This is a genomic window from Neorhizobium turbinariae, assembly GCF_023223505.1.
GTDB classification, from domain to species: Bacteria; Pseudomonadota; Alphaproteobacteria; order Rhizobiales; family Rhizobiaceae; genus Neorhizobium; species Neorhizobium turbinariae.
The window spans coordinates 70,686-90,504 of sequence record NZ_JALPRY010000025.1; the positions used below are offsets into that span (position 1 = coordinate 70,686).

At 58.2% G+C, this 19,819-nt stretch carries 18 protein-coding genes and 1 pseudogene; 3 read left to right on the forward strand and 16 right to left on the reverse strand.

The genetic code is table 11. The annotated features are described in order from the left end of the window. The first annotated feature begins 305 nt into the window (after positions 1-305). Positions 306-698: pseudogene (locus M0654_RS20215) on the forward strand (YkvA family protein). Positions 699-721: 23 nt separating this feature from the next. Here the strand turns inward: M0654_RS20215 and M0654_RS20220 are convergent. The 13 genes from M0654_RS20220 to M0654_RS20285 all read right to left on the reverse strand — a co-directional run bounded on the left by M0654_RS20220 (position 722) and on the right by M0654_RS20285 (position 12,380). Then, on the reverse strand, positions 722-1,003 hold the full coding sequence (locus M0654_RS20220) for a hypothetical protein (RefSeq protein ID WP_248684623.1): 282 nt from the start codon (positions 1,001-1,003) through the stop codon (positions 722-724). Between the two features lie 264 nt (positions 1,004-1,267). Further along, on the reverse strand, positions 1,268-1,612 hold the full coding sequence (locus tag M0654_RS20225) for a hypothetical protein (RefSeq protein ID WP_248684624.1): 345 nt from the start codon (positions 1,610-1,612) through the stop codon (positions 1,268-1,270). Between the two features lie 906 nt (positions 1,613-2,518). Continuing rightward, positions 2,519-2,731: a hypothetical protein gene (locus M0654_RS20230; RefSeq protein ID WP_248684625.1), complete on the reverse strand. Its 213-nt coding sequence runs from the start codon at positions 2,729-2,731 to the stop codon at positions 2,519-2,521. 102 nt (positions 2,732-2,833) lie between these two features. Next, positions 2,834-3,085 carry a DUF982 domain-containing protein gene (locus M0654_RS20235; RefSeq protein ID WP_118852080.1) on the reverse strand — a complete coding sequence of 84 codons (252 nt, stop codon included), beginning with the start codon at positions 3,083-3,085 and terminating at the stop codon, positions 2,834-2,836. Positions 3,086-3,814: 729 nt separating this feature from the next. Then, the gene (locus tag M0654_RS20245; RefSeq protein WP_248684626.1) at positions 3,815-4,117 is read right to left on the reverse strand and encodes a hypothetical protein; all 303 of its coding nucleotides are present in this window, start codon (positions 4,115-4,117) and stop codon (positions 3,815-3,817) included. A 158-nt stretch (positions 4,118-4,275) separates the two neighbouring features. Continuing rightward, positions 4,276-5,190 (reverse strand): TIM barrel protein, encoded by a 915-nt coding sequence (locus tag M0654_RS20250; RefSeq protein ID WP_248684627.1) that lies wholly within the window; start codon positions 5,188-5,190, stop codon positions 4,276-4,278. 37 nt (positions 5,191-5,227) lie between these two features. Continuing rightward, the gene (locus tag M0654_RS20255) at positions 5,228-5,974 is read right to left on the reverse strand and encodes a glycerophosphodiester phosphodiesterase family protein (RefSeq protein WP_248684628.1); all 747 of its coding nucleotides are present in this window, start codon (positions 5,972-5,974) and stop codon (positions 5,228-5,230) included. A gap of 28 nt (positions 5,975-6,002) precedes the next feature. After that, the gene (locus M0654_RS20260; RefSeq protein WP_390920924.1) at positions 6,003-6,869 is read right to left on the reverse strand and encodes an ABC transporter permease; all 867 of its coding nucleotides are present in this window, start codon (positions 6,867-6,869) and stop codon (positions 6,003-6,005) included. Between the two features lie 26 nt (positions 6,870-6,895). After that, the gene (locus M0654_RS20265; protein WP_248684629.1) at positions 6,896-7,822 is read right to left on the reverse strand and encodes an ABC transporter permease; all 927 of its coding nucleotides are present in this window, start codon (positions 7,820-7,822) and stop codon (positions 6,896-6,898) included. 10 nt (positions 7,823-7,832) lie between these two features. Continuing rightward, entirely contained in the window at positions 7,833-8,819 is a 987-nt protein-coding gene (locus M0654_RS20270; protein WP_248684630.1) for an ABC transporter ATP-binding protein, read from the reverse strand. A gap of 1 nt (position 8,820) precedes the next feature. Continuing rightward, on the reverse strand, positions 8,821-9,816 hold the full coding sequence (locus M0654_RS20275) for an ABC transporter ATP-binding protein (protein WP_248684631.1): 996 nt from the start codon (positions 9,814-9,816) through the stop codon (positions 8,821-8,823). A gap of 105 nt (positions 9,817-9,921) precedes the next feature. Next, positions 9,922-11,556: an ABC transporter substrate-binding protein gene (locus tag M0654_RS20280; protein WP_248684632.1), complete on the reverse strand. Its 1,635-nt coding sequence runs from the start codon at positions 11,554-11,556 to the stop codon at positions 9,922-9,924. Positions 11,557-11,672: 116 nt separating this feature from the next. Continuing rightward, the gene (locus tag M0654_RS20285; RefSeq protein WP_248684640.1) at positions 11,673-12,380 is read right to left on the reverse strand and encodes an HAD-IA family hydrolase; all 708 of its coding nucleotides are present in this window, start codon (positions 12,378-12,380) and stop codon (positions 11,673-11,675) included. A 537-nt stretch (positions 12,381-12,917) separates the two neighbouring features. Here M0654_RS20285 and M0654_RS20290 point away from each other — a divergent pair. Further along, entirely contained in the window at positions 12,918-14,210 is a 1,293-nt protein-coding gene (locus M0654_RS20290; protein WP_248684633.1) for an SDR family oxidoreductase, read from the forward strand. A 97-nt stretch (positions 14,211-14,307) separates the two neighbouring features. Here the strand turns inward: M0654_RS20290 and M0654_RS20295 are convergent, their stop codons facing one another. Next, a complete protein-coding gene (locus M0654_RS20295) occupies positions 14,308-15,861 on the reverse strand; it encodes an ISL3 family transposase (protein WP_248684634.1) in 1,554 nt (517 codons plus the stop codon). On the opposite strand from M0654_RS20295, the gene M0654_RS20300 reads away from it, so the two are divergent. Continuing rightward, positions 15,854-16,234 (forward strand): M20/M25/M40 family metallo-hydrolase, encoded by a 381-nt coding sequence (locus M0654_RS20300; RefSeq protein WP_248684641.1) that lies wholly within the window; start codon positions 15,854-15,856, stop codon positions 16,232-16,234. The genes M0654_RS20295 and M0654_RS20300 overlap by 8 nt on opposite strands. Before the next feature lie 87 nt (positions 16,235-16,321). Here the strand turns inward: M0654_RS20300 and M0654_RS20305 are convergent, their stop codons facing one another. Further along, positions 16,322-18,220 (reverse strand): potassium transporter Kup, encoded by a 1,899-nt coding sequence (locus M0654_RS20305; RefSeq protein ID WP_248684635.1) that lies wholly within the window; start codon positions 18,218-18,220, stop codon positions 16,322-16,324. A gap of 398 nt (positions 18,221-18,618) precedes the next feature. Continuing rightward, on the reverse strand, positions 18,619-19,819 hold a 1,201-nt coding region (locus M0654_RS20310; RefSeq protein ID WP_248684636.1), incomplete at its 5' end, for a cobyrinate a,c-diamide synthase.

Genomic DNA, 19,819 nt, shown 5'->3' on the forward strand with positions numbered 1-19,819 from the left:
CGGTGGTTTGAATGCTTTCAAGAGCGATGGTTGCTGGCCGACGTGCATTGCAATCATTTTAGGTGCTGGCCTACGCGCTTGAAAAAATAAACGGATAGTTCTGAACATGATGTAGTCCGCCCCTTTACGGCCAAAATTCCTCATGGGACGTCTGTTCGTCTGTTCGTCTGTTCGTCCGAAGGTAGTAATACGAGGTCAGTATTCCGATGCCGCCGCTCCAGCATCTAAAGGCGGGCAGCTTTGGGCCGTTCAGTTGCGAGTGAATGAGTTAAGCTAGCCTCCACCGCAGCAATCTACGATGAGGCATGGCGTTGTTTATCGATCTGAAGAATCGGGCGAGGACGATTAAGCGAGACGCGGTGGCGCTTTGGATCGCAGCACGCGATCCTCGCACACCTCTTGCTGCTAAGCTTCTCGCAGGGGCTTTCGCAGCTTACGCGTGATCGCCCATCGATCTCATCCCCGACTTCATCCCGATCCTTGGTTATCTGGACGAGGTCATCCTATTGCCTTTGGGGATCATGTTGGCGGTTCGGCTGATTCCTACGCCATTGATGGAGGAGTTCCGTGAGCAGGCGAAGGCTAGAGAGGACCGGCCGATCAGTAAAGGTGGTCTGATGGCGATCGGTTGCATCTGGCTCGTCGCGCTGGCCTTTGGGTCATACTTTGTATGGTCCTGGTATTTGAGCCTCGTCTAGCTGCATGTCCAACTTGCAAAACATCAAGAGCTAAATCTTGCAGACAGGGTTAGATCAGCCAGTTCAGCCAGCGCCAAACCGGCAACGGCGACTAGCACGATCGCGATCAGTAATGCGAGAATTTCCGGTCGGATCTTCATCCAAGGGATATGACGCCGTGCTTGCTTGCTTCGATCGGACCAAGGTCCGATGCTTCTGCAGGATTTCGCCATGATCACGGCCACCGTTTCATTGCGGAGACGTTTATAGCCCATGAAAGTGTGAAGGAAGTCTACTGAGTCCTTCGCGTCGAACGCCTGCTGCATCTGATCAAGACTCGACGCTTTCTGGCGGAGCAAGCGCAAGACGGCAGCGCGACCTTCAGCGGTGGGTTTCCCATGCGCTCGGTTTAACGACTAACTTTCGATAGATGGCCCAAAGCGCGGTAGGCTCCGGGCAGTAGGGCAGCCGGCTTATTCTGTGGCACCTGCCCTTGGGCGTGAAGCGAACAAAAAAGCCCGCACGAAGCGGGCTATATTATGCAGCCGAGAAGAAGAAATGGGAGGATCATCCGGCGTTTTGATCATCGCTCAGGTGTGTGACGACGGAATGTCAGCGGCCGATGTCCCAAGTTTCTTCTTTTTCTTTGCGGCTACAGAAGCCGTGCTGGGCCCCTCGTCATCGTCCTCATGCTGATCCTCGTCCGCACCGAGCGAGATCATTCTGTGCTTTATGGCCAATGCGTAAACAACGCTAAGGACATTCCTGTCCGTAACGTCAGGGTCAGTCAGAGCCAACAGAGACGCTCGCACGATGCGTTTGCTGGAAGCCTTCGGGTAGACATCGATCACGTATCTATATAGTTCGTCGCCGTACAGGCCTTTGGAAGCCCCTTCGATGATGGCGTGGTAAACCCGGTCTAGCTTCTTGCCCAAAACAGCACCTTCGCTTCAATGTTGAGAAGGAGCCACCCCTGGTGGATCAGGGACGACTCCCGAATGGGTATAGGGCGAGAAACCCACGTCCAAGCCTGCAGCAGCCTGACCGGTGGTCAACCTGAGTAATCCCGCCCCGCGGACTAAGAACTCGCGCCTTGGGTTTGGCGAAAGTTCAGAGATGGAGGCAAACAGGAGCCTCAGGAGGCAGTAAAGCATCTCATTGTGACATTAACATTACCGTTCGGGTGATCTACTACCCCAACGTCTAAGGCGGGCAGTGAACAAGCAAACGAGAGTTACCCGGGGCGGGGGCAGCTCTCCTTTGAGTGCCTCGATTGGCGGTGAGGCAGGCGCTGGATAGGTGTTGAACCTTGTGCGGCCAAGGATGAGCGATCGCTAAATGATTGAAGGGCTCAGCCGTTTTTCCCGTCTGAGCCCGTCTATCGAACGGGCGCATGACATTACTACCCGCAGCCGTTGTCGCAGAAGATGGTTAATGTTCTATCTCGAAACCTTCCCTGGGGAACTGTCAGGGGAACCACCCAGTCTGCTGACTGCTTCGGCCAATAACGACACGATCTGAAACATCAATAGCATTGAAATCGCGAAAGCTGCACATTTGAACAGGCTCACGCCAAAGCAAGCAGATGCAGCTGCGGCAAGGACCGCGATGATACCTTTATGGATGAGCGAACTTGTCTTGTTCCGCATGGCAGGACGTCCACTCGGCATGCTATCGAGCACAACGAATGCTTTGTCAGTCCTAATTTAGCGTTACGGGATGAGCCCTAGATCTTGCATCTCAGGCGTGGCTGTTTAAAGCCCCATCGTCTTCTCGCCGGAGGCAAAAATAGGAGTACGGGATAGCCTGCCACATACCCTCGTTTGCTGCCGCTGCCTTTCTCAATTGCTCCTCTTTCGCTCCTGCCACACGAGCAGGACCACGTTGGCGAAGTACCAGATCTGCATCAGAACAAGCGTGCCCAGGGTGTACCAGACTGCTGTCAATACATCGTAGGTGCAGAGGTAAGAGGTAATGCCGAGGATCAGCGATGCGGCAATCGCCTGTGCTAACGCGATCCGCACTTTCAGTAATCGCGGTGCGCTCTTCTTCACACATGCCCCTCCCGGAGTGGTCGACGACCGGACCGATCCAGCACGATCCGGCCGTCTAGCTGCAACGACGGAAAGGATGGTCATTGCAGGATGGGAAGCGGATCAGGCCAAAACGTAAGCCTCTATTGCCGCTGACATGAACATCTCGCGAGCTTCCTCATTTGAGGAGGCTCGTCTCGCAGCTGTCTCGCATCGTCGGAGTGCCAGTTCGAAATAAAGACCTGCGTTTTGAGGCCATCGGTGCTCCAGGCACTCAATGGCCTCTAAGGGGCCTCGAATTGCCTCAGGTAGCCCATAACCGATCCTGATGGTGACGGGATACCTCCAGTGCTGTCCGCCGGTGATCTCCTGCATATGCTTCCCCTTCCACGGAGAGTGCTAGGAGCGCGTGCCATGCCACTGAACACGCGCTCCTGACAAGTCGAGGCTCCTCGCTGCTCGGCTAAGTCAGAATGGTACGCTTCTACAGTAACGCGGCAACCTAACCCAAAGATCTATTGTCTCAGCTTGCGGTGCGTCATCGCTCACGGGACAAGAGATGGTTCAGCCGTGAAACGGCTGAGTCCTCTCCAGCCCGGTGGGCACCTCCGAATTCTCTGAGACTATTTCGGACGGTGGCAAACCAGCAAAAAAAAGACCCGCCGGAGCGGGCCAATGTTCTCTTTGAAGGGACGCTCAAAGTTGAACCCAGCGTCGCGGCCGGAGCCACGATGGCTGTGATCACGAAGCTAGCGTGCGACGCTTCCGGAGCAATGGGACCAAAGTCCCTCCACGTCCCGGGCGGCTGCAGCGCTAGCTCAAAAGGCCTAGTTGAACGTCATTCTCGTGAGCATCATCTTACCCATGGGGCCAAGGAGGAGACGAAAATGTCGGACCATCGAAGGCCGAAGATTGTAAGACTTGTACCGGCTCAGGACCATTGCGTCGTTGAGTATTGCAGAAAGTCGGGAGTGACGCTGGCCGAGCAGAAGAAGTTGCTAGCCCTTCTTGGTAAGCGCGCCGCACTCCATGAGTTGAGGTCTAATTCCCCGCCGCGGGCGCCGAGGTTCCGGTAAGGCATAAGAAAGCCGGAGCCGGGTCCGCCTAATGTTTCGGCTCCTTTAATACCGGCAGCCAATAATTGGATGCAAAACACTCTGCTGACGAGAAGGATTGGACAAGCGCACCATCCTCATCGACGATGTCGACGCGTTGAAAAGGAACGGGATCGCCCTTCCGCTGTAGCTCCTCAACGTACTCGCGAAGAGTAGCGACGATTTCGTTGACAGCTTGTTCCTCGGAAGAAAGCGTCTCACGAACAAATGCGGTCAGGGTGCGTTCATTGCCGCCCGATCCCGGCTTCACTCGCTTTCTTTGAACAGGATAGAGGATGGGTCTGACCCTCATTGCTCTGTCCGCTCAGGGCCGAATGCGGAAATGATTTCCGGTGATGCGAGCTGGGGGACCATTCAAGCTCTCTTCGCAGCCGTTCTTACATAGCTTGCTCCAGGGCCTCTAACAGCCTCTTCGACGAACGTTCTTCTCTTCGTCAAGGAACGGTCTCTTTACTCTGCCGCCATCGCGGGATCACGGCTGTTGATTGCCATCAACCTGCGAGCCCGTTCCAGGCTCTCTGGTTGCTCAGCACGATACCGCGCTCCGATCTCCATCATTGCAACCGTGCCGGGAAGGAAGTCTAAGTCACTGAAGATGCTCTCCCACTCTATGTCGCCCCAGCCGAGCGGCATGTGCAGGTCACCAATGCCCATGGCCGTATTCTCCTGAGGGTGGAAGCCCTTGTAGAAGCCTTGCGGACGGCCAAAGCTATCATGCAGATGCAGATGACCCGCAACTGGTGCCATCGCGGCTATTTGTTCGCGAAAGTTCAGGCCGCGATACGCCGATTCGATATAGGCATGGCTGAAATCTATAAGCGCTACGACGTTGGGATGATTGACGGCCTTCACCGTCTCGGCGACCTGTGCCGGAGTCTGGCGATATTGGCCGGGTTCCGTGGTGAAGATGTTCTCTAGTGCGATCCTGACTCCATAGGGCTTCGCGAAGTCGGCAAGTTCCAACAGCGCTTCGCGCTCGCGGCTATCGGCTTCGCTCCGGTCGAAGATCTGATCAGCACGTAGGGTGCCGCTGTGCTGCACGAGGATGCGAGCCTCGAGGCGATCACAGAGTTCGACCAAGGCCTTGGCCGCATCAAGCTGGTAACGGCAGGTGGTTGGATCCATGAAGTTCGATGAGACCAGCCCATGCACCGTATAGCGAAGATCAAAGCTACGGGCCATCGCGACCAGTCGATCTGCGCGGTCCCTGATGATGCGGCCGCCGGCTATCACATCGAGTGTGGTCACGCCAAGCTCGACGGTGTCGACGCCAATCTCGGCGAGTGCACGAAGATCGGCTTCCAGGCTGTCGACCTCCCCAGTTTTGGAAGCGGCATTGAATCCGGTTGCAATTATATTGCCCATGTTGGTTCTCCGAGTAGTTTGGCAAAGATGACGCCGCTTACGCTGCGGATGCAAAAGTCTGTCGAAGCCGTATCGCCTTGTCTGGATTGTCAGAGGTGAGGTGGCCAATGCCGCGCTCTAGCCATTTCGCAATCATTGCCTCGTCGTTGAGCGTCCACACACAAAGCCGCTCGAGTGGCAGTAGGTCGGTGATCAGCGCCCATTCGGCTTCCAGCAGGTCGTGGTGGACCGCAACAATCTCGACCAGTTCATCGACAGTTTCGATGAAGCGGCTGAGCCCGCCGTGCCGTTCGGCCGATGCGGTGTTGACGGAGACGAGGCGCTTGATCCCCGGGGCTACGCGGCGGCACTCCTTCAGGACAGAGACGTCGAACGACGTAAGATAGCTGCGTTGCGCAAGGCCGCGGTCGAAAAGTTGGGTCGTGACCTTTGCCACAATCCCATCGTAGGGGTCTCCGGCTTCGTCATTCTTGAGTTCGACATGCAGAGGCAGGTCCGCTGGCACTAGAACGTCGAGGACATCTGCAAGGGTGGGTAACGTCTCGTCGCTGTGCTTCAACCTTGTGGTACGACGTGCTTCGGGCGAGATCGCGCGGACAGGCCCCCGGCCTTCCGTCGTACGCTCCAAAGTCGCATCATGGATGATGATAAGCTCGCCGGCGTCTGTCATATGGACGTCGAACTCGACCGCATCGACTCTGAGGGCGAGCACGTTGCTGAAGCCTTCGAGGGAATTTTCGGGCCAGAGATTGCGCGCGCCGCGGTGGCCGGTGATCAAGGTCATGTCTTTTGCCCCGGATATCGATTGGAGGTTAGCGAACGGTCGGATCGAGTTTGTCCCGCAGCCAATCGCCCACAAGCGAAATCGACAGCGTTGTAAGCATGATGACGGTAGCGGGCGCGAGCATGATCCAGGGCGCGCGCGTCAGGTATTCGCGGCCAAAGCCCACCATGTTACCGAGGCTTGTCTCCGGCGGCTGGACACCGAGACCAAGAAATGAAAGTCCGCTTTCCATCAGGATGATCTCCGGAAAGGTGAGCGTCATAGAAACGATCAGTGTCGAAGCGACGTTCGGGAGTATGTGGCGAAAATAGACGCGAAGCGGACTAGCCCCGAGCTGCACCACGGCCGAAGCATAACCTTGCGCGCTTGCTGAAATGGCCAACCCGCGAGCTATACGGGCGTAGCGCTCCCACCCGTAAAAACCCATCAGGCAGACAATCAGCAGCATCGACGACCCGAAGAAGGCAAGAACCGCGAGCGACATAATGAGGAAGGGCAGCGCTGCCTGGAAATCTGCCAGAACAAGCACAATGTGCTCCACGATGCCGCGGAACTTCGCTGCGGCAAAACCCAGTGCCGTACCGAAGAAAGCGGAGAGTATCGTCGCGCTGAAGGCGATGACGAGTGAGACCCGGATTGACTGGATCAGGCGAGCCAGCACGTCGCGGCCGAGTTCATCCGTCCCGAGCCAGTGCCTTGTACTACCCGGCGCAACGAGGCGGTTCGACAGGTCCATCGCCGTTATACCATAGGGCCGGAGCAGATCGGCGAAGACGGCGACCAGCACCATTGTCAAAAGCCACAGCATACCGAGACAAATCGACAGCGGGATAGTGTGGCGAAGGATCGTGGTCCAGCTCGGCCGGCGGGCTTTCCCACCATATGGGTGGGTGATTTCTACAGGAGTCACGATTTGCCTTCCTAATGCGCGGCCTTTCCGCGAAGACGCGGATCGAGCCAGCCGTAAAGCAGGTCAACGATGAGATTGGAGACCACCATGGTAGCGGCGATCAACAGAAGAATGCACTGAACGACAGCGAGGTCGCGGTTCGCGACAGACACCACAAGCAGGCGACCGATGCCGGGCCAGGAGAAGATCGACTCCACCACGACCGCGCCAGCAAGCAACGTACCAACCATGAAGCCAACGATAGTGACGATCGGAACCGCGGCATTCGGGAGGGCGTGTTGCCAGACGACGTCGGACCATCTCAGTCCTTTGGCGGAGGCGGTGCGAATATACGGCTGGCCCATCACTTCGATCATCGCGCTGCGCGAAAAGCGGGCAAGAAGGCCTATTCCGCCGATGCTCATGGTGATCGTCGGAAGCAGACTGTGCATCCATGTGCCTTGGCCGCCAGAAGGAAGTAGACCAAGGGTCACGGAAAAGATGAGGACCAGAAGCAGGCCCATGACGAAGGACGGAATGGTGAACCCGAGGATCGAGAGCATGATCACGCCCCGATCAATACCACTCTGCCGGTGGAGTGCTGCGTAAACTCCTGCCGGGATACCAATAATAAGCTTCAAGAGCAGCGCCGGTATCGTCAGTTGCAGCGTCGCAGGGATTCGCTCCAGCACCAGTTGGAGCGCAGACTCCTTGTCGCGCATTGAAACGCCAAGGTCGCCGGTGAAGATGGAGTGGATATAGGCGAGATACTGGATCCACAATGGCTGATCGAGTCCCCAGGCTTCTCGGAAGGCATCAACCGCGTCCTGCGGTACGTCGGGGCCGAGCATGACCTGGGCCGGATCACCGGACATCCTCAGCACTACGAAAGCAAAGGTGACAACCGCAAGAATGGTAACGAGTGCCCGCAGCAGGCGGATAGAAACGAAGCGGATCATTCCACGCTCCTCAAGCGGCAATAGGCGCGTTCGCGCTGTCTACGAGGTGACAGGCTGCGGCGCGGAGATCCTCGACCGGCCGCAGTTCCGGGACGCTGGCCCGGCAAAGCTCGATCGCAAACGGACAACGAGGATGGAAGGCACAGCCGGAGGGCCGGTCGGCAGGGTTTGGTGGCTCGCCCTGCAGGATCATTCGACCTTTCAGCGGCTGCCCTGGAACCGGGACGCTCGACACCAGCGCCCGAGTATAGGGGTGACGTGGCGATGCGAAGATCATGTCGGAAGGAGCCTCCTCCACGATCCGCCCCAGATACATGACGGCGACCCGATCGGCGACGTTACGCACCACCTTGAGGTCATGGCTTATGAAGACCATGGCGAGTCCCAATTCGTCCTGCAGGTCGCGCAGCATATTCACCACCTGTGCCTGGATCGAAACGTCAAGCGCCGAAACTGGCTCGTCGCAAACAATGAGCTTCGGGCGAGTAGCCAAAGCCCGGGCAATCACTGCTCTTTGACGTTGCCCGCCGGACAATTCGTGCGGGTAACGGTTAGCCTGGTCATGCCGTAGTCCGACCGCTGCCATCAGGGCCGCGACGCGATCCGTGCGCGCACTGCCCTCGAACAACTCATGGATATCCATCGGCTCCCGGATCTGAGTCGCGATCGTCAGCCTCCGGTCGAGCGCTGCTAACGGGTCCTGGTAAATGAACTGCATTTTTGCACGAGATGCACGCCATTCGGCTGTTCCGAAGGTCGGCATAGGCTTTCCTTCGAAGGTTACTCTGCCGTGCTGCGCCGGATCGATGCCGAGCAGCAGCCGGCCGAGCGTGGACTTCCCCGAACCGGACTCGCCGACAACACCCAGCGTCTCGCCTGGCGATACCTTCAACGAAACATCGTCAACGGCGCGCACCGAGGAGACCTTGCCGAAGAGCCCGCGCCGCATCTCATAGACGCGAGAAAGCGCTGCGGCCTCAATGAGCGGGGCGACCATTCTACACGCCCTCCAGTATCTTCCGCCGAACAGGCAGAGAATTAGCGGGCGGTACAGGATTGAAGCATGCCAGGTGCCGTCCGTCCGCCAGCATATCAAGAGCCGGCCTTTGGAGGTCGCAGTATGCTGCGGCATTGGGGCAGCGTGGCGCAAAGGCGCAGCCGGCTGCAAGGTATCTCGGGTTCGGTACAGTTCCCGGGATAGGGATCAGCCGATCGCGCGGCCCATCGAGGCGCGGGATCGCGTCGAAGAGACCTCGGGTATACGGGTGTCGCGGGTTGGCGAAAAGCTGCTCGATCGAGGCCTGCTCCACGATACGACCAGCATACATGACGCAGACGCGCTCACAGACCTGGCTCACCGCGCCGAGATCATGGCTGATGAAGACGGTTGCCATGCGGGTCTCGGTACGGAGTTGGATAAGAAGGTCGAGAATCTGGGCCTGGATGGTGGCGTCAAGCGCAGTGGTGGGCTCATCGGCAATCAGTAGGTCGGGTTCGCCCGCAAGCGCGATGGCGATCATCAGTCGCTGGCATTGTCCACCGGAAAACTCATGCGGGTATAGATCGAAGCGTCGGCGCGCGTCAGGAATTCCGACCATATCCATGAGCCGCAGCGCCTCAGCTCTTGCAGTCTCTCCACGTAGGCCACGGTGAAGGCTCACCGCTTCAGTGATTTGACGGCCGACCCGAAGAACCGGATTAAGCGCGCTTGACGGGTCCTGGAATATCATGGCGATGCGTCCGCCGCGAACGCTCTCCAGCGCGGATCGGTGCACCCCGCGGAGCTCTCGCCCCTCGATGCGAACCGAACCTGACACAGCCGCTTTCCCGGGCAGGAGACCGAGTGCGGCAAGCCAGGTGACGGACTTACCGCAACCGGATTCTCCGACGAGACCGATCGCCTCTCCCCGGCCGACATTCAGATCAATTCCGTGCAGCACCTGAACGCCGTCGAACGCAACCTTCAGGTCCCGGATTTCCACCAGATGAGACATGGCGTTTCCTTCTTCATTGCCTGATCGCACGCGAAGTCATGTGATAAATGCGTGCGTCGGAAGGTCCGTCGGCGAGCCTTTAGCTCGCCGACGAGAAGCAGCCCGTTACATGGCCCAGTTGTTGGAACGGAAGTCCATGGCGAAGGCAGGTGCTGCCTTCCACTTCAACGAAGACTTCATGCCCGTGAAGACGGCGTTCTGGTGCAGCACCTGATAGGCCGGGTCCTCGCGCTCGCAGATCTCCAGCATGCGTGCGTACGCCTTCTTGCGCAACGCCCGGTCCGTCGACGTTTCCAGCACCACGGACAGCTCGTTCATTTCGGTGTTTGTCCAGTCCTTCTTCTGCTGCATCTCGCCATTTGGACCAAACTGCGTGACCATTGGCGTGACCGGATCATTGATATTCGCCGATGCCGACCAGTCGCGGACGCCCTTGATGCCTTCAGGATCGTGGATCTGCGCCCAGTTTTCCTTCATCTGGATCTCGACGTTCAGTCCAACCTGCTTCCACATCTCGACCATGATCTGCGCGTTAGCTGTCTGGTTCGTGTAGTAGTTGTTGAGCAGGCGGTATGGGATGGCGTCACCCTTGTAATTGGCCTGCTTCAGCAGATCCTGGGCAAGTTCCGGGTTGTATTCCGGCACCTGCCAGCCATCGATGAACATATCGGTTGTCTTGAAGATCTCGAATTGAAGACCTGCTGGGATAACGGTCTGACCACCCCACAAGGCTTCCACGATCGCTTTGCGATCAATCGCGTGTGTCATTGCCCGACGCACCCGCGGATCGGCGAGCACCGGATTCTGCGTGTTAAACACGGAGATGCGGTGATTGAGGATCGTCGAGCCCTGGATCTCGAAGCCGGATGCGGACTGAACCGTTGCAATCTGATCTGGCGGCAAGTCGCACGCGAAGTCGTATTCGCCGGACAGCAACCCGTTGACGCGCGACGCGACTTCCGGAACCTCAACGAACTGGATCCTTTCGAGCGGCGGACGACCGCCCCAGTATTCGTCAAAGGCAGCGAGGGTCAGGGAAACATCCGGCTTGAAGTCTTCGACCATGTATGGGCCGGTAGTAATGGGCTTGCGTGCCCATTCCGTGAATGAGGCTGCTTCATCCCAGGCACGGCGGTTTGTGATTTGTGACCCGAAGGCATAGAGGCGGCCTTCAAGCGTCACGTCGGGTGTTGCATTGTGGAAGCGCACAGTGTGCTTATCAATGACTTCGACGCCCGCTAGCGCCGGCCACACACGGCGACCGATCCCGGGAACGGAAGCCGGTAGCTCCTTGGCTGTCGCGGGCTTGTGCTCGTCAGCAAAAATCGTCTTCCCGCCCTTCGGCTCAGTCTCTCCAAACAATCGTTCCTTCGAGAACGAGAACGCAACGTCCTCTGCCGTCAACTCATCACCGTTGTGAAACTTGACGCCTTTGCGCAATTTAAGCTCAAGCGTCTTGTCGTCGATACGTCTCCATTCAGTCGCAAGACCGGCGACAGGGCCCTGATTGCCCATCCAGTCACGAAGAATGAGACCCTCCCAAAGGTTCGGAAAGAACACCCGCTCACCCACGTTAGATTGCTCATTCCATACGCAGAGCGTGTTGTTGTTGGTGATTTTCTGTACTGCGATCTTGACCGATGGGCGCTTGTTTTGAGCGAAAGACATCCGCGGCAGGACAATAGTGCTGGTGGCCGCGCCGATCAGACCGAGAGCGCTGCGTCGATTGATGGAAAGCATCGATAACCTCCTATGGGATCAAAAATGGGCAAGCCGAGTTCCTCCCGCGCCTCTTGGACGCAGGGATCGATGGGCTCATGTGTCAGGAAGGCCGCAGAGGTCGCGGCCCTGGATGTTCAGGCCAACGCCGCTAGCCGCGGTGAGCTTCTGAAGGCGGTCTCCGGGAGCAACGTTTCCAGAACTTTCCGCAGTTCTAAAGCCCCTGTCGCGACCGCGATCGCGCCAGCCTCAGCAAGAACTGCCGGACGACCTGGCCGAGGGTCAGCCGGATCAACAAAGCCGATCGCCGCCATGCCAGCCGCTACTGCCCCAACGATCCCGTGTGGACTGTCATCGATTACGACGCAGCGGCCCGGAGCGGTTCCGAACTCGTTTGCGCAAAGCAAGAAGAGGTCTGGGGCGGGTTTCGGGTGAGCAACCATTTCTGCGCTGTAAATGTGCTCGTCAAACTCATGCCATAGATCCAGAAGGCCCAAACTGTTCTGAAGGCGTTCCATGCTGCTGTTCGACGCTACGCACTTGGGAATCGCTAAACCCCGGACGAGATCATGCACACCTGGCATCGACGTAAGGGAGCAAGCGAACTGCGGATATAGCGCGTTGCGGTAAGCTCTGAACACTGGAGCGGGTTCGGCCAACCCAAGCTCAGCGACGCAGATCCGCTGCGCGTCGTCCTCGGAGGAGCCGGTGAAGCGACGATGAACTTCAGAGACCGAAATCAAGACGCCCGCGTCGTTCAGCACTTTCCACAGCACCCTGCTTGCAACCGGCTCGCTGTCTATCAAGACACCGTCACAATCGAAAATGACTAGATCTGTCACCATTCTGTCCACTGTCCATCCTTGGTGAAACGCCAAAGCTTCTGGAGTGCTTTGGTTCTTAGTCCGAAACTCAACCGCCGCGTGCGTACCTGCTCAACAGGCAGCGAACGGCTTAGCGTCCGTCAATGAGGCCTTCATAGGTTACGGATGTAACGTCAGTGTGACACCTGCTCGGGGTAGAGTTTGGGGAACCGCGCAAGGATGAAGTCAACCGCATGACGATCTTCGCGTGCAGGAAGTTGGCTTTGGGCCGATATCGGAAACAATTTCCGCGTGTGCGAGCTGCACCAGGTCTCAATCCTGAGCCTGAGTATACAGGCAGTTCCTGCCGCTCAACACACGCAGCCACGTGATTGGTTCGTGACTTCCCAAGACCGCTATCCGCCGACACGAGACGGGGCAGGATGGCCTGGAAGCGCCAACAGGGGACATGGAGCCTTGGTGCTTGCGAGCCCCGCACTTGATCACGTAAGGATGAGGGAGAAGACTGCTTGGGGATTTCATCTGGCAGCGTTGTAGTGCGGCTGGGTCACAATGAGTATGAGGGTACTTCTTCTAGGCGCGAACGGCTTCATCGGTTCGTCAATCCTGTTGCGCCTGATGTCCAGTGGGCATGCCGTTACTGGTCTTGCGAGGCATCCTAATCGCGCAGCGTGCAAATGGCCTGGCGCAGGATGGATCAAGAGCGATCTTTCCAAGATGTTGCATAGCGATGATTGGCGAAGCCTGGTGGAAGACCATGACGTCATCGTCAATTGTGCTGGTGTTCTCCAGGATGGGCTTTCAGACGATCTTGCGGCAACGCAGGAGCAGTCCATGCGAGCCCTGTACGAACGAGCCAGTTCGGCTGGCAACAAACGCATCGTGCAGATTTCTGCCTCGGACAATCGTCGATCCGGCCACTTGCCCTTCATGGCGACCAAACGCCGCGCTGATGATGCCTTGGCTACAAGCGGTGTCGAGTATATCATCTTAAGACCTGCCTTGGTCCTTGGCCGCGATGCGCACGCCGGCAGCGCTCTAATCCGGGCTCTTGCCAGCACCCCTTTCGCCGTTCCGCTTCTACATGCTGACAGCTCGGTTCAAACCGTCGCTGTGGACGATGTGGCTGATATAGTTGCCATGGCGGTGGAAGGCGCTCTTCCGGGCGGGACCGATATCGAATTGGCCGCGCCGGAGCGGCTGACACTGGGGCAACTTGTGCAACTGCATCGGCAGTGGCTGGGGCTACCTTCGGCAAGGGTGGTTCAAGTTCCCTCTTGGTTTGGCAGCATGATTTCCCCCTTTGCCGATTTAGCGGGACGCCTTGGTTGGCGCTCACCACTTCGCTCAACGGCTCTGGCGGTCATGGAGCATGGAGTAACGACGCAGTTTGAGCTTCCCGATCTTCCCGCAGGTCTTGCGCTTCGTACAGCTCAACAGGCTCTCGGCGCCAATCCCTCCGGTGTTCAGGACCTATGGTTCGCCCGGCTGTACTTATTGAAGCCGGTCGTCATCGTTTCGATCTCAGCCTTCTGGTTTCTGTCTGGGACAGTTCCATTAGCAGACCCCTCGCGGGCCGCAGCGCACTTCGAGCCTTTCATGACCCCGTCGCTGGCCCTGGCCCTGACGCTTGCAGCATGCGCGATAGACATCGCATTGGGGTTGTTCATTTTGATCCGACCCTTCACCAGAAAGGCGCTTATTGCCATGCTGGTCGTGGCGTTCTCATACCTGCTTGGAGGAACGCTCCTGAAGCCTGACCTCTGGCTCGATCCGTTAGGACCTCTCGTGAAAGTTCTGCCGTTCCTGTCCCTGTGCGTCGTTGCACTTGCCATACTGGATGAACGCTGATGGACTTCGAACCGTGGCTGCGCTGTCAATCGGCGCGGAATGTTGACCCCTTATCGGCGTCCAATATTGGCTCTGACGCAGGTTTGGTGCAATTCTCTCATGTTGCGCCAATCAGGCGGGCTTGAAGGAGATCAAGCTTTCCGCGTCCGTACATCTGGCGCTTTACCAGCTTGAGCTTCGTGATCTGCCCTTCTGTTTGTCCGTTTGACCACGGAGAAACGATAGCCGCCCGAACTGCCTGAATGTCTTTCACTACGCCGTTGCCAAAGGAGGAAACCAAACTGTCGCGGGCACGGTCGATCCACGACGGGAGCTGGTTTCCCGCCTTGCGCCGGATCATCAAATGGAAGTCGGCGATGATATCGCGAGCAGTAACGAGCAAGGGAACACCGCTTTCGATCGCGGCGATCGTGACGGTCTCGGATTTAGTCAGGTTGTCTCTGCCGGTTGTCAAAAGGCGGGCAATTGTTCGGGCGGAAGGAATGCGGGTCAACGATTCCGCATCGGCTTTGTCGGCCCGCCTCCGCCGTGTGGCCCATTCACTCACGACCCGGCGCGAACCACGAAAGCCCTGACTTCTCGAAAGCCGCCACAGCTCAGTGCCGTTCCGTTTGCCGGCAGCCCATTGCGCGTCGAGCCATTCCAGATATGGCTCCAACGAGCTTTCCCGTGACCGAAAGACATCGTTTCGTTGCCCTCTGAGCACCTGGCGGACCAAGCCGCGGCTATGTCCGGTACGACGCACGATTTCCTTGATCGTGACACCGTCCTTTGCCAGCGCAATGATGGCCGCGTTGGTCTGCTCGCGCCGGAGATAGCCTTCGTATTGAAGGCGTTCGGCCGCGGTCAGCAGCTTGGAATTGACCCGCGTTGCTCCGAGCGTCTTGCGGATTTGTCGCATAGACTTGCGGACAGCGTCCAGGAAGGCACGGCTGGCATTCTCTATCAAATGCCATCGATCAGCGACCTGCACTGCATCGGGCAATGCTCTTGCGGCCGCCAGCCCGTAAGCGCCGCCACGATCGCGGGCAATGATTTGGATTTGGGCATTCTGCCGCAGCCAAGCTTCCGCCGTCGCCGGCTCGCGGTCCGGCAGCAGACGGACCGGCCGCCGACGCTCCAGGTCACACACGATCGTGCCGTAGCGATGATTGCGCCGCCAGGCCCAGTCGTCGATGCCAATCACCGAGGGCGGGGTCGACGGCGGTAGTCCTTGCCTGCGGATGACGCGGAGCAAGGTGTCGTTGCTGACGGGAAGCATCAGCCGCTGGGCAAAACGCGCCGCCGGGCGTCCTCCGAGCGCAAGCGCCAAATGGTGGACGACATGCTCCAGACGCCCGGTTCGTCTGGCATAGGGCGGCAGCACATCGCCAAACCGCTCAGCGAATATCTGTCTCCCGCAGAGCACGACATCACAAGCGAACCTTCGTGTCTGCACGAGCAGCCTGACGCGTTTCCCAGAGAGGGGAAGGTCCGCGACTTGGCGGCGATAGCGACTTCGAACCGTTCGCGACATTCGTCCGCATGCCGGACACGCCGCCGCAGCAGCGGCTCGGGAAAGCGAAATGCAGGTCTCATCGTCAATGTGGGTGATGCGGTCAGCGATGAAGCCAGCCGGTACCAAATCAGAGGGGCGAAACTTGGTGCTCATCATGCTGATTCCTTTATGGAAACCAGCAATCAGCATCGTCACAACTGCATCAAAACTGAGTCAGAGCCAATATACCGCGCCGATTGACAGGATGTTTCCGCCGACCGTAAACCACCCACGTGAGACAGCGTTTGCGGTTGCCACCGCAAGATCGCTCGTGGGGCATGACAACGTCAACGAAGCGATGGAGCCGTTGATGGGGTCCGAAGACTTCGCGTTCATGCTTGAAACTCGTCCAGGGAACATCATGCTGATTGGAAACGGCGACGGCCCTTCCGTCCATGACTCTCGCTACGACTTCAATGATGCCGCTGTTCCGTTTGGTGTCGGATATCTCAAGGCGGTCGTAGAACGCGGATTGCCGTTGGCATGACCGGTTTGGGCCGACACTGGACTAACAAGGCGGGGTCGTTGGTTTGAATTCCCATCAACTGCACAGGCTATATGCTCAGGAGCCAGCTCAGACCGCCACTTGCTCGCCGATCTCAACCACACGGTTCGCGGGAAGCCGAAAGTGATCGGACGGATCAATGCCGAGGCCCGAGAGTGCGATGTAGAGCCGGTCCTGCCACCGCGGCAAATCCGAGTTCGGGTCGGCGATCAACGTACGCCGCCCAATATAGAACGACGTGTTCATGATCTCAAACTTCAACTCCGTGCGCTTCTTACAGATCGCCAGCGCTTTGGAGACGTTCGGCTGCTCCATGAAGCCGAAGCACAACTCCAGCTTGGAGAACCTGTCGCTGATCGGTGTGATGGTGGCGCGGTGGTCGTCAGAGACATAGGGCTTGTCGGAGGTCCTGACAGTAAGGATCACGTTCTTCTGGTGAAGGACGTGGTTGTGCTTGATGTTATGAAGGAGAACCGCGGGCGTCGTGTCGCCATGACTGGTCAGGAAGACGGCCATCCCCGGGACGGTGGCGGGAGGATGTGCCGACTTCTCAAAGGAGCGGATGAAGGACTCCAGCGGAAGCTCGTTGCGCGCGGTTTTCTCACGCAGTATTCGCGAGCCACGCGTCCAGGTCCACATGATCACCATGATGGCCAGCGCCAGCAGTACGGGTACCCAGCCGCCGTCGTGGATCTTGAAGAGGTTCGCTGCGAGGAAGACCGACTCCAGCACGAGCAGCGGCAGCAGGACGGCAGCAGCGGCAAGCGTGTTCCAGCCCCAGACCGAGCGCAGGTACTGGAAGGACATCAGCGTCGTCACCACCATCGCGCCAGTGACGGAGATGCCGTACGCGGTCGCCAGAGACTCCGAGTTGCCAAACGAGAAGATCAGCACGATCACGCCGACGAAGAGCAGGATATTCACCGCTGGCACGTATATCTGTCCGGTGTTTGTCTCGGACGTGAAGGTGATGAGGAGGCGGGGCAGGAAGCCCAGATGAACCGCCTGACGTGCGAGTGAGAAGGCTCCGGTGATGACGGCCTGGCTGGCGATGATGGTCGCCATTGTGGCGAGGATGACCATCGGCAGCAGCGCCCAGTCGGGATAGAGAAGGTAGAAGGGACTGTGGATCGTCTCAGGGTGACCAAGTACCAGGGCGCCTTGGCCGAGGTAGTTCAGCGCAAGCGCTGGGAAAACCAACATAAACCAGGCCACGCTGATCGGCTTGCGGCCGAAGTGGCCGAGGTCGGCGTAAAGAGCTTCGGCTCCAGTGACGGTCAGAAAGACTGCCCCGAGAACAATCAGGCCAGCCCACCCTGCATGGGTGATAAACCACAAGGCGTTGATCGGGTTCAGCGCCTGGAGGATAGTCCAATCGTCGCCGATATGGATCAGGCCTCCCCAGGCCATGGCGAGGAACCAGACTACGGTGATCGGGCCGAAGAACTTCGCAACAGCGCCTGTTCCCTTCCTCTGGATAGCGAAGAGGCCGACCATGACGGCAGCCGAGAGAGGCAGCACATAGTTGGTGAAGGCTGGTGTCACCAGCTTCATTCCTTCCAGCGCCGACATTACCGAAAGGGCCGGGGTGATCATAGCGTCGCCGATGAATAGTGCCGATCCGATTAGGCCTGCAAAAAACAGGATAGGCATGTAGCTGCCAGTCTGTTTCATCAGAAGTGCCAGAAGGGAAAGCGTGCCGCCTTCACCATCGTTGTCCGCCCGCAGAAGGAACAGGACGTACTTGAAGGTGACGATGATGGTTAGCGTCCAGACCATCAGAGAGATAAGGCCGATCACTTCCTGCTGCTGCACGCCATCGTCGGAGAACGGCCGCAGCGCCTCACGGAAGGCATAGAGCGGGCTGGTGCCGATATCGCCGTAGACGACGCCGATGGAGCCGACGAGAAGAACGAGGAACTTGCGCGTCTCGGACGGCGATTCGGATGAGGCATGCACTGCGGTCATGGATTCTCCAGGTGCGGCCTGACGCCGGCGGCGCGATATATGATCATTCTCTGGTGCTAGCAATCGTCAAGAAAGTAGAGCGGCCCGTCGCGATCCAAGATCTCCACTTTGCCGCCATAGGCGACGCTCGGCGCGGCAGCTTGCAATGCGGTCAGAACGAGGCCGCTCCCGTGACGCCTCAGTTTATTTCGCCCTCCGATCCGGCTGCCCAGTGGACCGGAGCCCCTGAAGGCACGAGCATGAACGCGTCTGATTGAACGTGAAACTTCTCTAAGATCTCTACAGCCGACCCGCAAAACCAGGTGCCGAGCAACAATGGGAGCTGGAAATGGCATGGAAACATAGTTCTCGAACAGCATCGCTTCCTCAAGGCTGCCCATCGTCCGAAACAGGCACCGCTAACCTCGAGCGATCCCATGGAAAAAACTGCCGCTGACATTGCCGCGCCGGCCGCCCGAGACGCCGATCGAATTCCCTAAGCCATCAACGATCAGCGCAAGCGGCTCATCGTCTCCAGGATATATAACGCGGGAATAGTGGAATTCGTGGCCACGGATGACGTGCCCCTTACAACCGATAGCGGTGTCTGAAAGCAAAGTCGCTTGTCGGTAGCCAAGGTTCATTTTTCGGCTCGCAAAACTGGTCTGATGCGAAAGGAGGCCGGTCATCCTATGCATTTCGCCGTTTGCGTCCTCTAATGAAGCTCCAAGTACCATGTATCCACCGCACTCGCCATGAACCGGCCGAGTGTCGGCAAAAGATATAAGGCCGTTCCTGAACGTCTCTGCAACGGCAAGACGACCAGCATGCAGTTCAGGGTATCCGCCAGGAAGCCAGCAAACGTCGCAGTCCTTAGGTGGCGCTTCATCCGCAAGTGGCGAGAAGGGAACAATTTCAGCACCAGCGGAACGCCAATGGCGCGCGACGTGTGGGTAAACGAAGGTAAAGGCCGCATCCTGGGCAACGGCAATCCGCTGACCCGGTGGGGGGATGGCGTGATCGGAGGAGCCTTTTGGCGGGTCGAACGGTGCGGCTGCCAAAAACACCGCCTCCAAGTCTATGGACGCCTCCATGGCGTCCGCCAACCGATCGATGTGTGTGTTCATCTCCGGATGCTCGGTTGCCTGAATTAGGCCTAGATGGCGCTCTGGCAGTATAAGGCTCGGGTCACGGAAGACCGATCCAAGAGTCGGGAGGCCAATGCGGGTGATGGCGTCAGTACAAAGTGTCCTGTGGCGCTCGCTGCCGATCCGATTAAGCACGCACCCGGCTATCCTGATCGCTGGATCGTAGTGTGCAAAACCGTAAGCGATGGCGGCTGCCGTTTGTGATTGCCCCGAAACATCGAGAACCAGTAGTACCGGAGTTCCGAACAGTGCAGCGAGATCTGACGCCGCACCAGAACGGTTCGGCTCGCCGCGTATCCCGTCGAAAAGACCCATAGCGCTTTCGATGATCAGCAGGTCAGCATCCGAAGCCTGTTCCGTTGCGAGATGAGAAAGGAGTGACGGGTGCATGGCCCAGCTATCGAGGTTGAGAGCAGGATGACCTGTTGCCGCTTCGTGAAAGCCCGGATCGATGTAATCGGGTCCGCTCTTC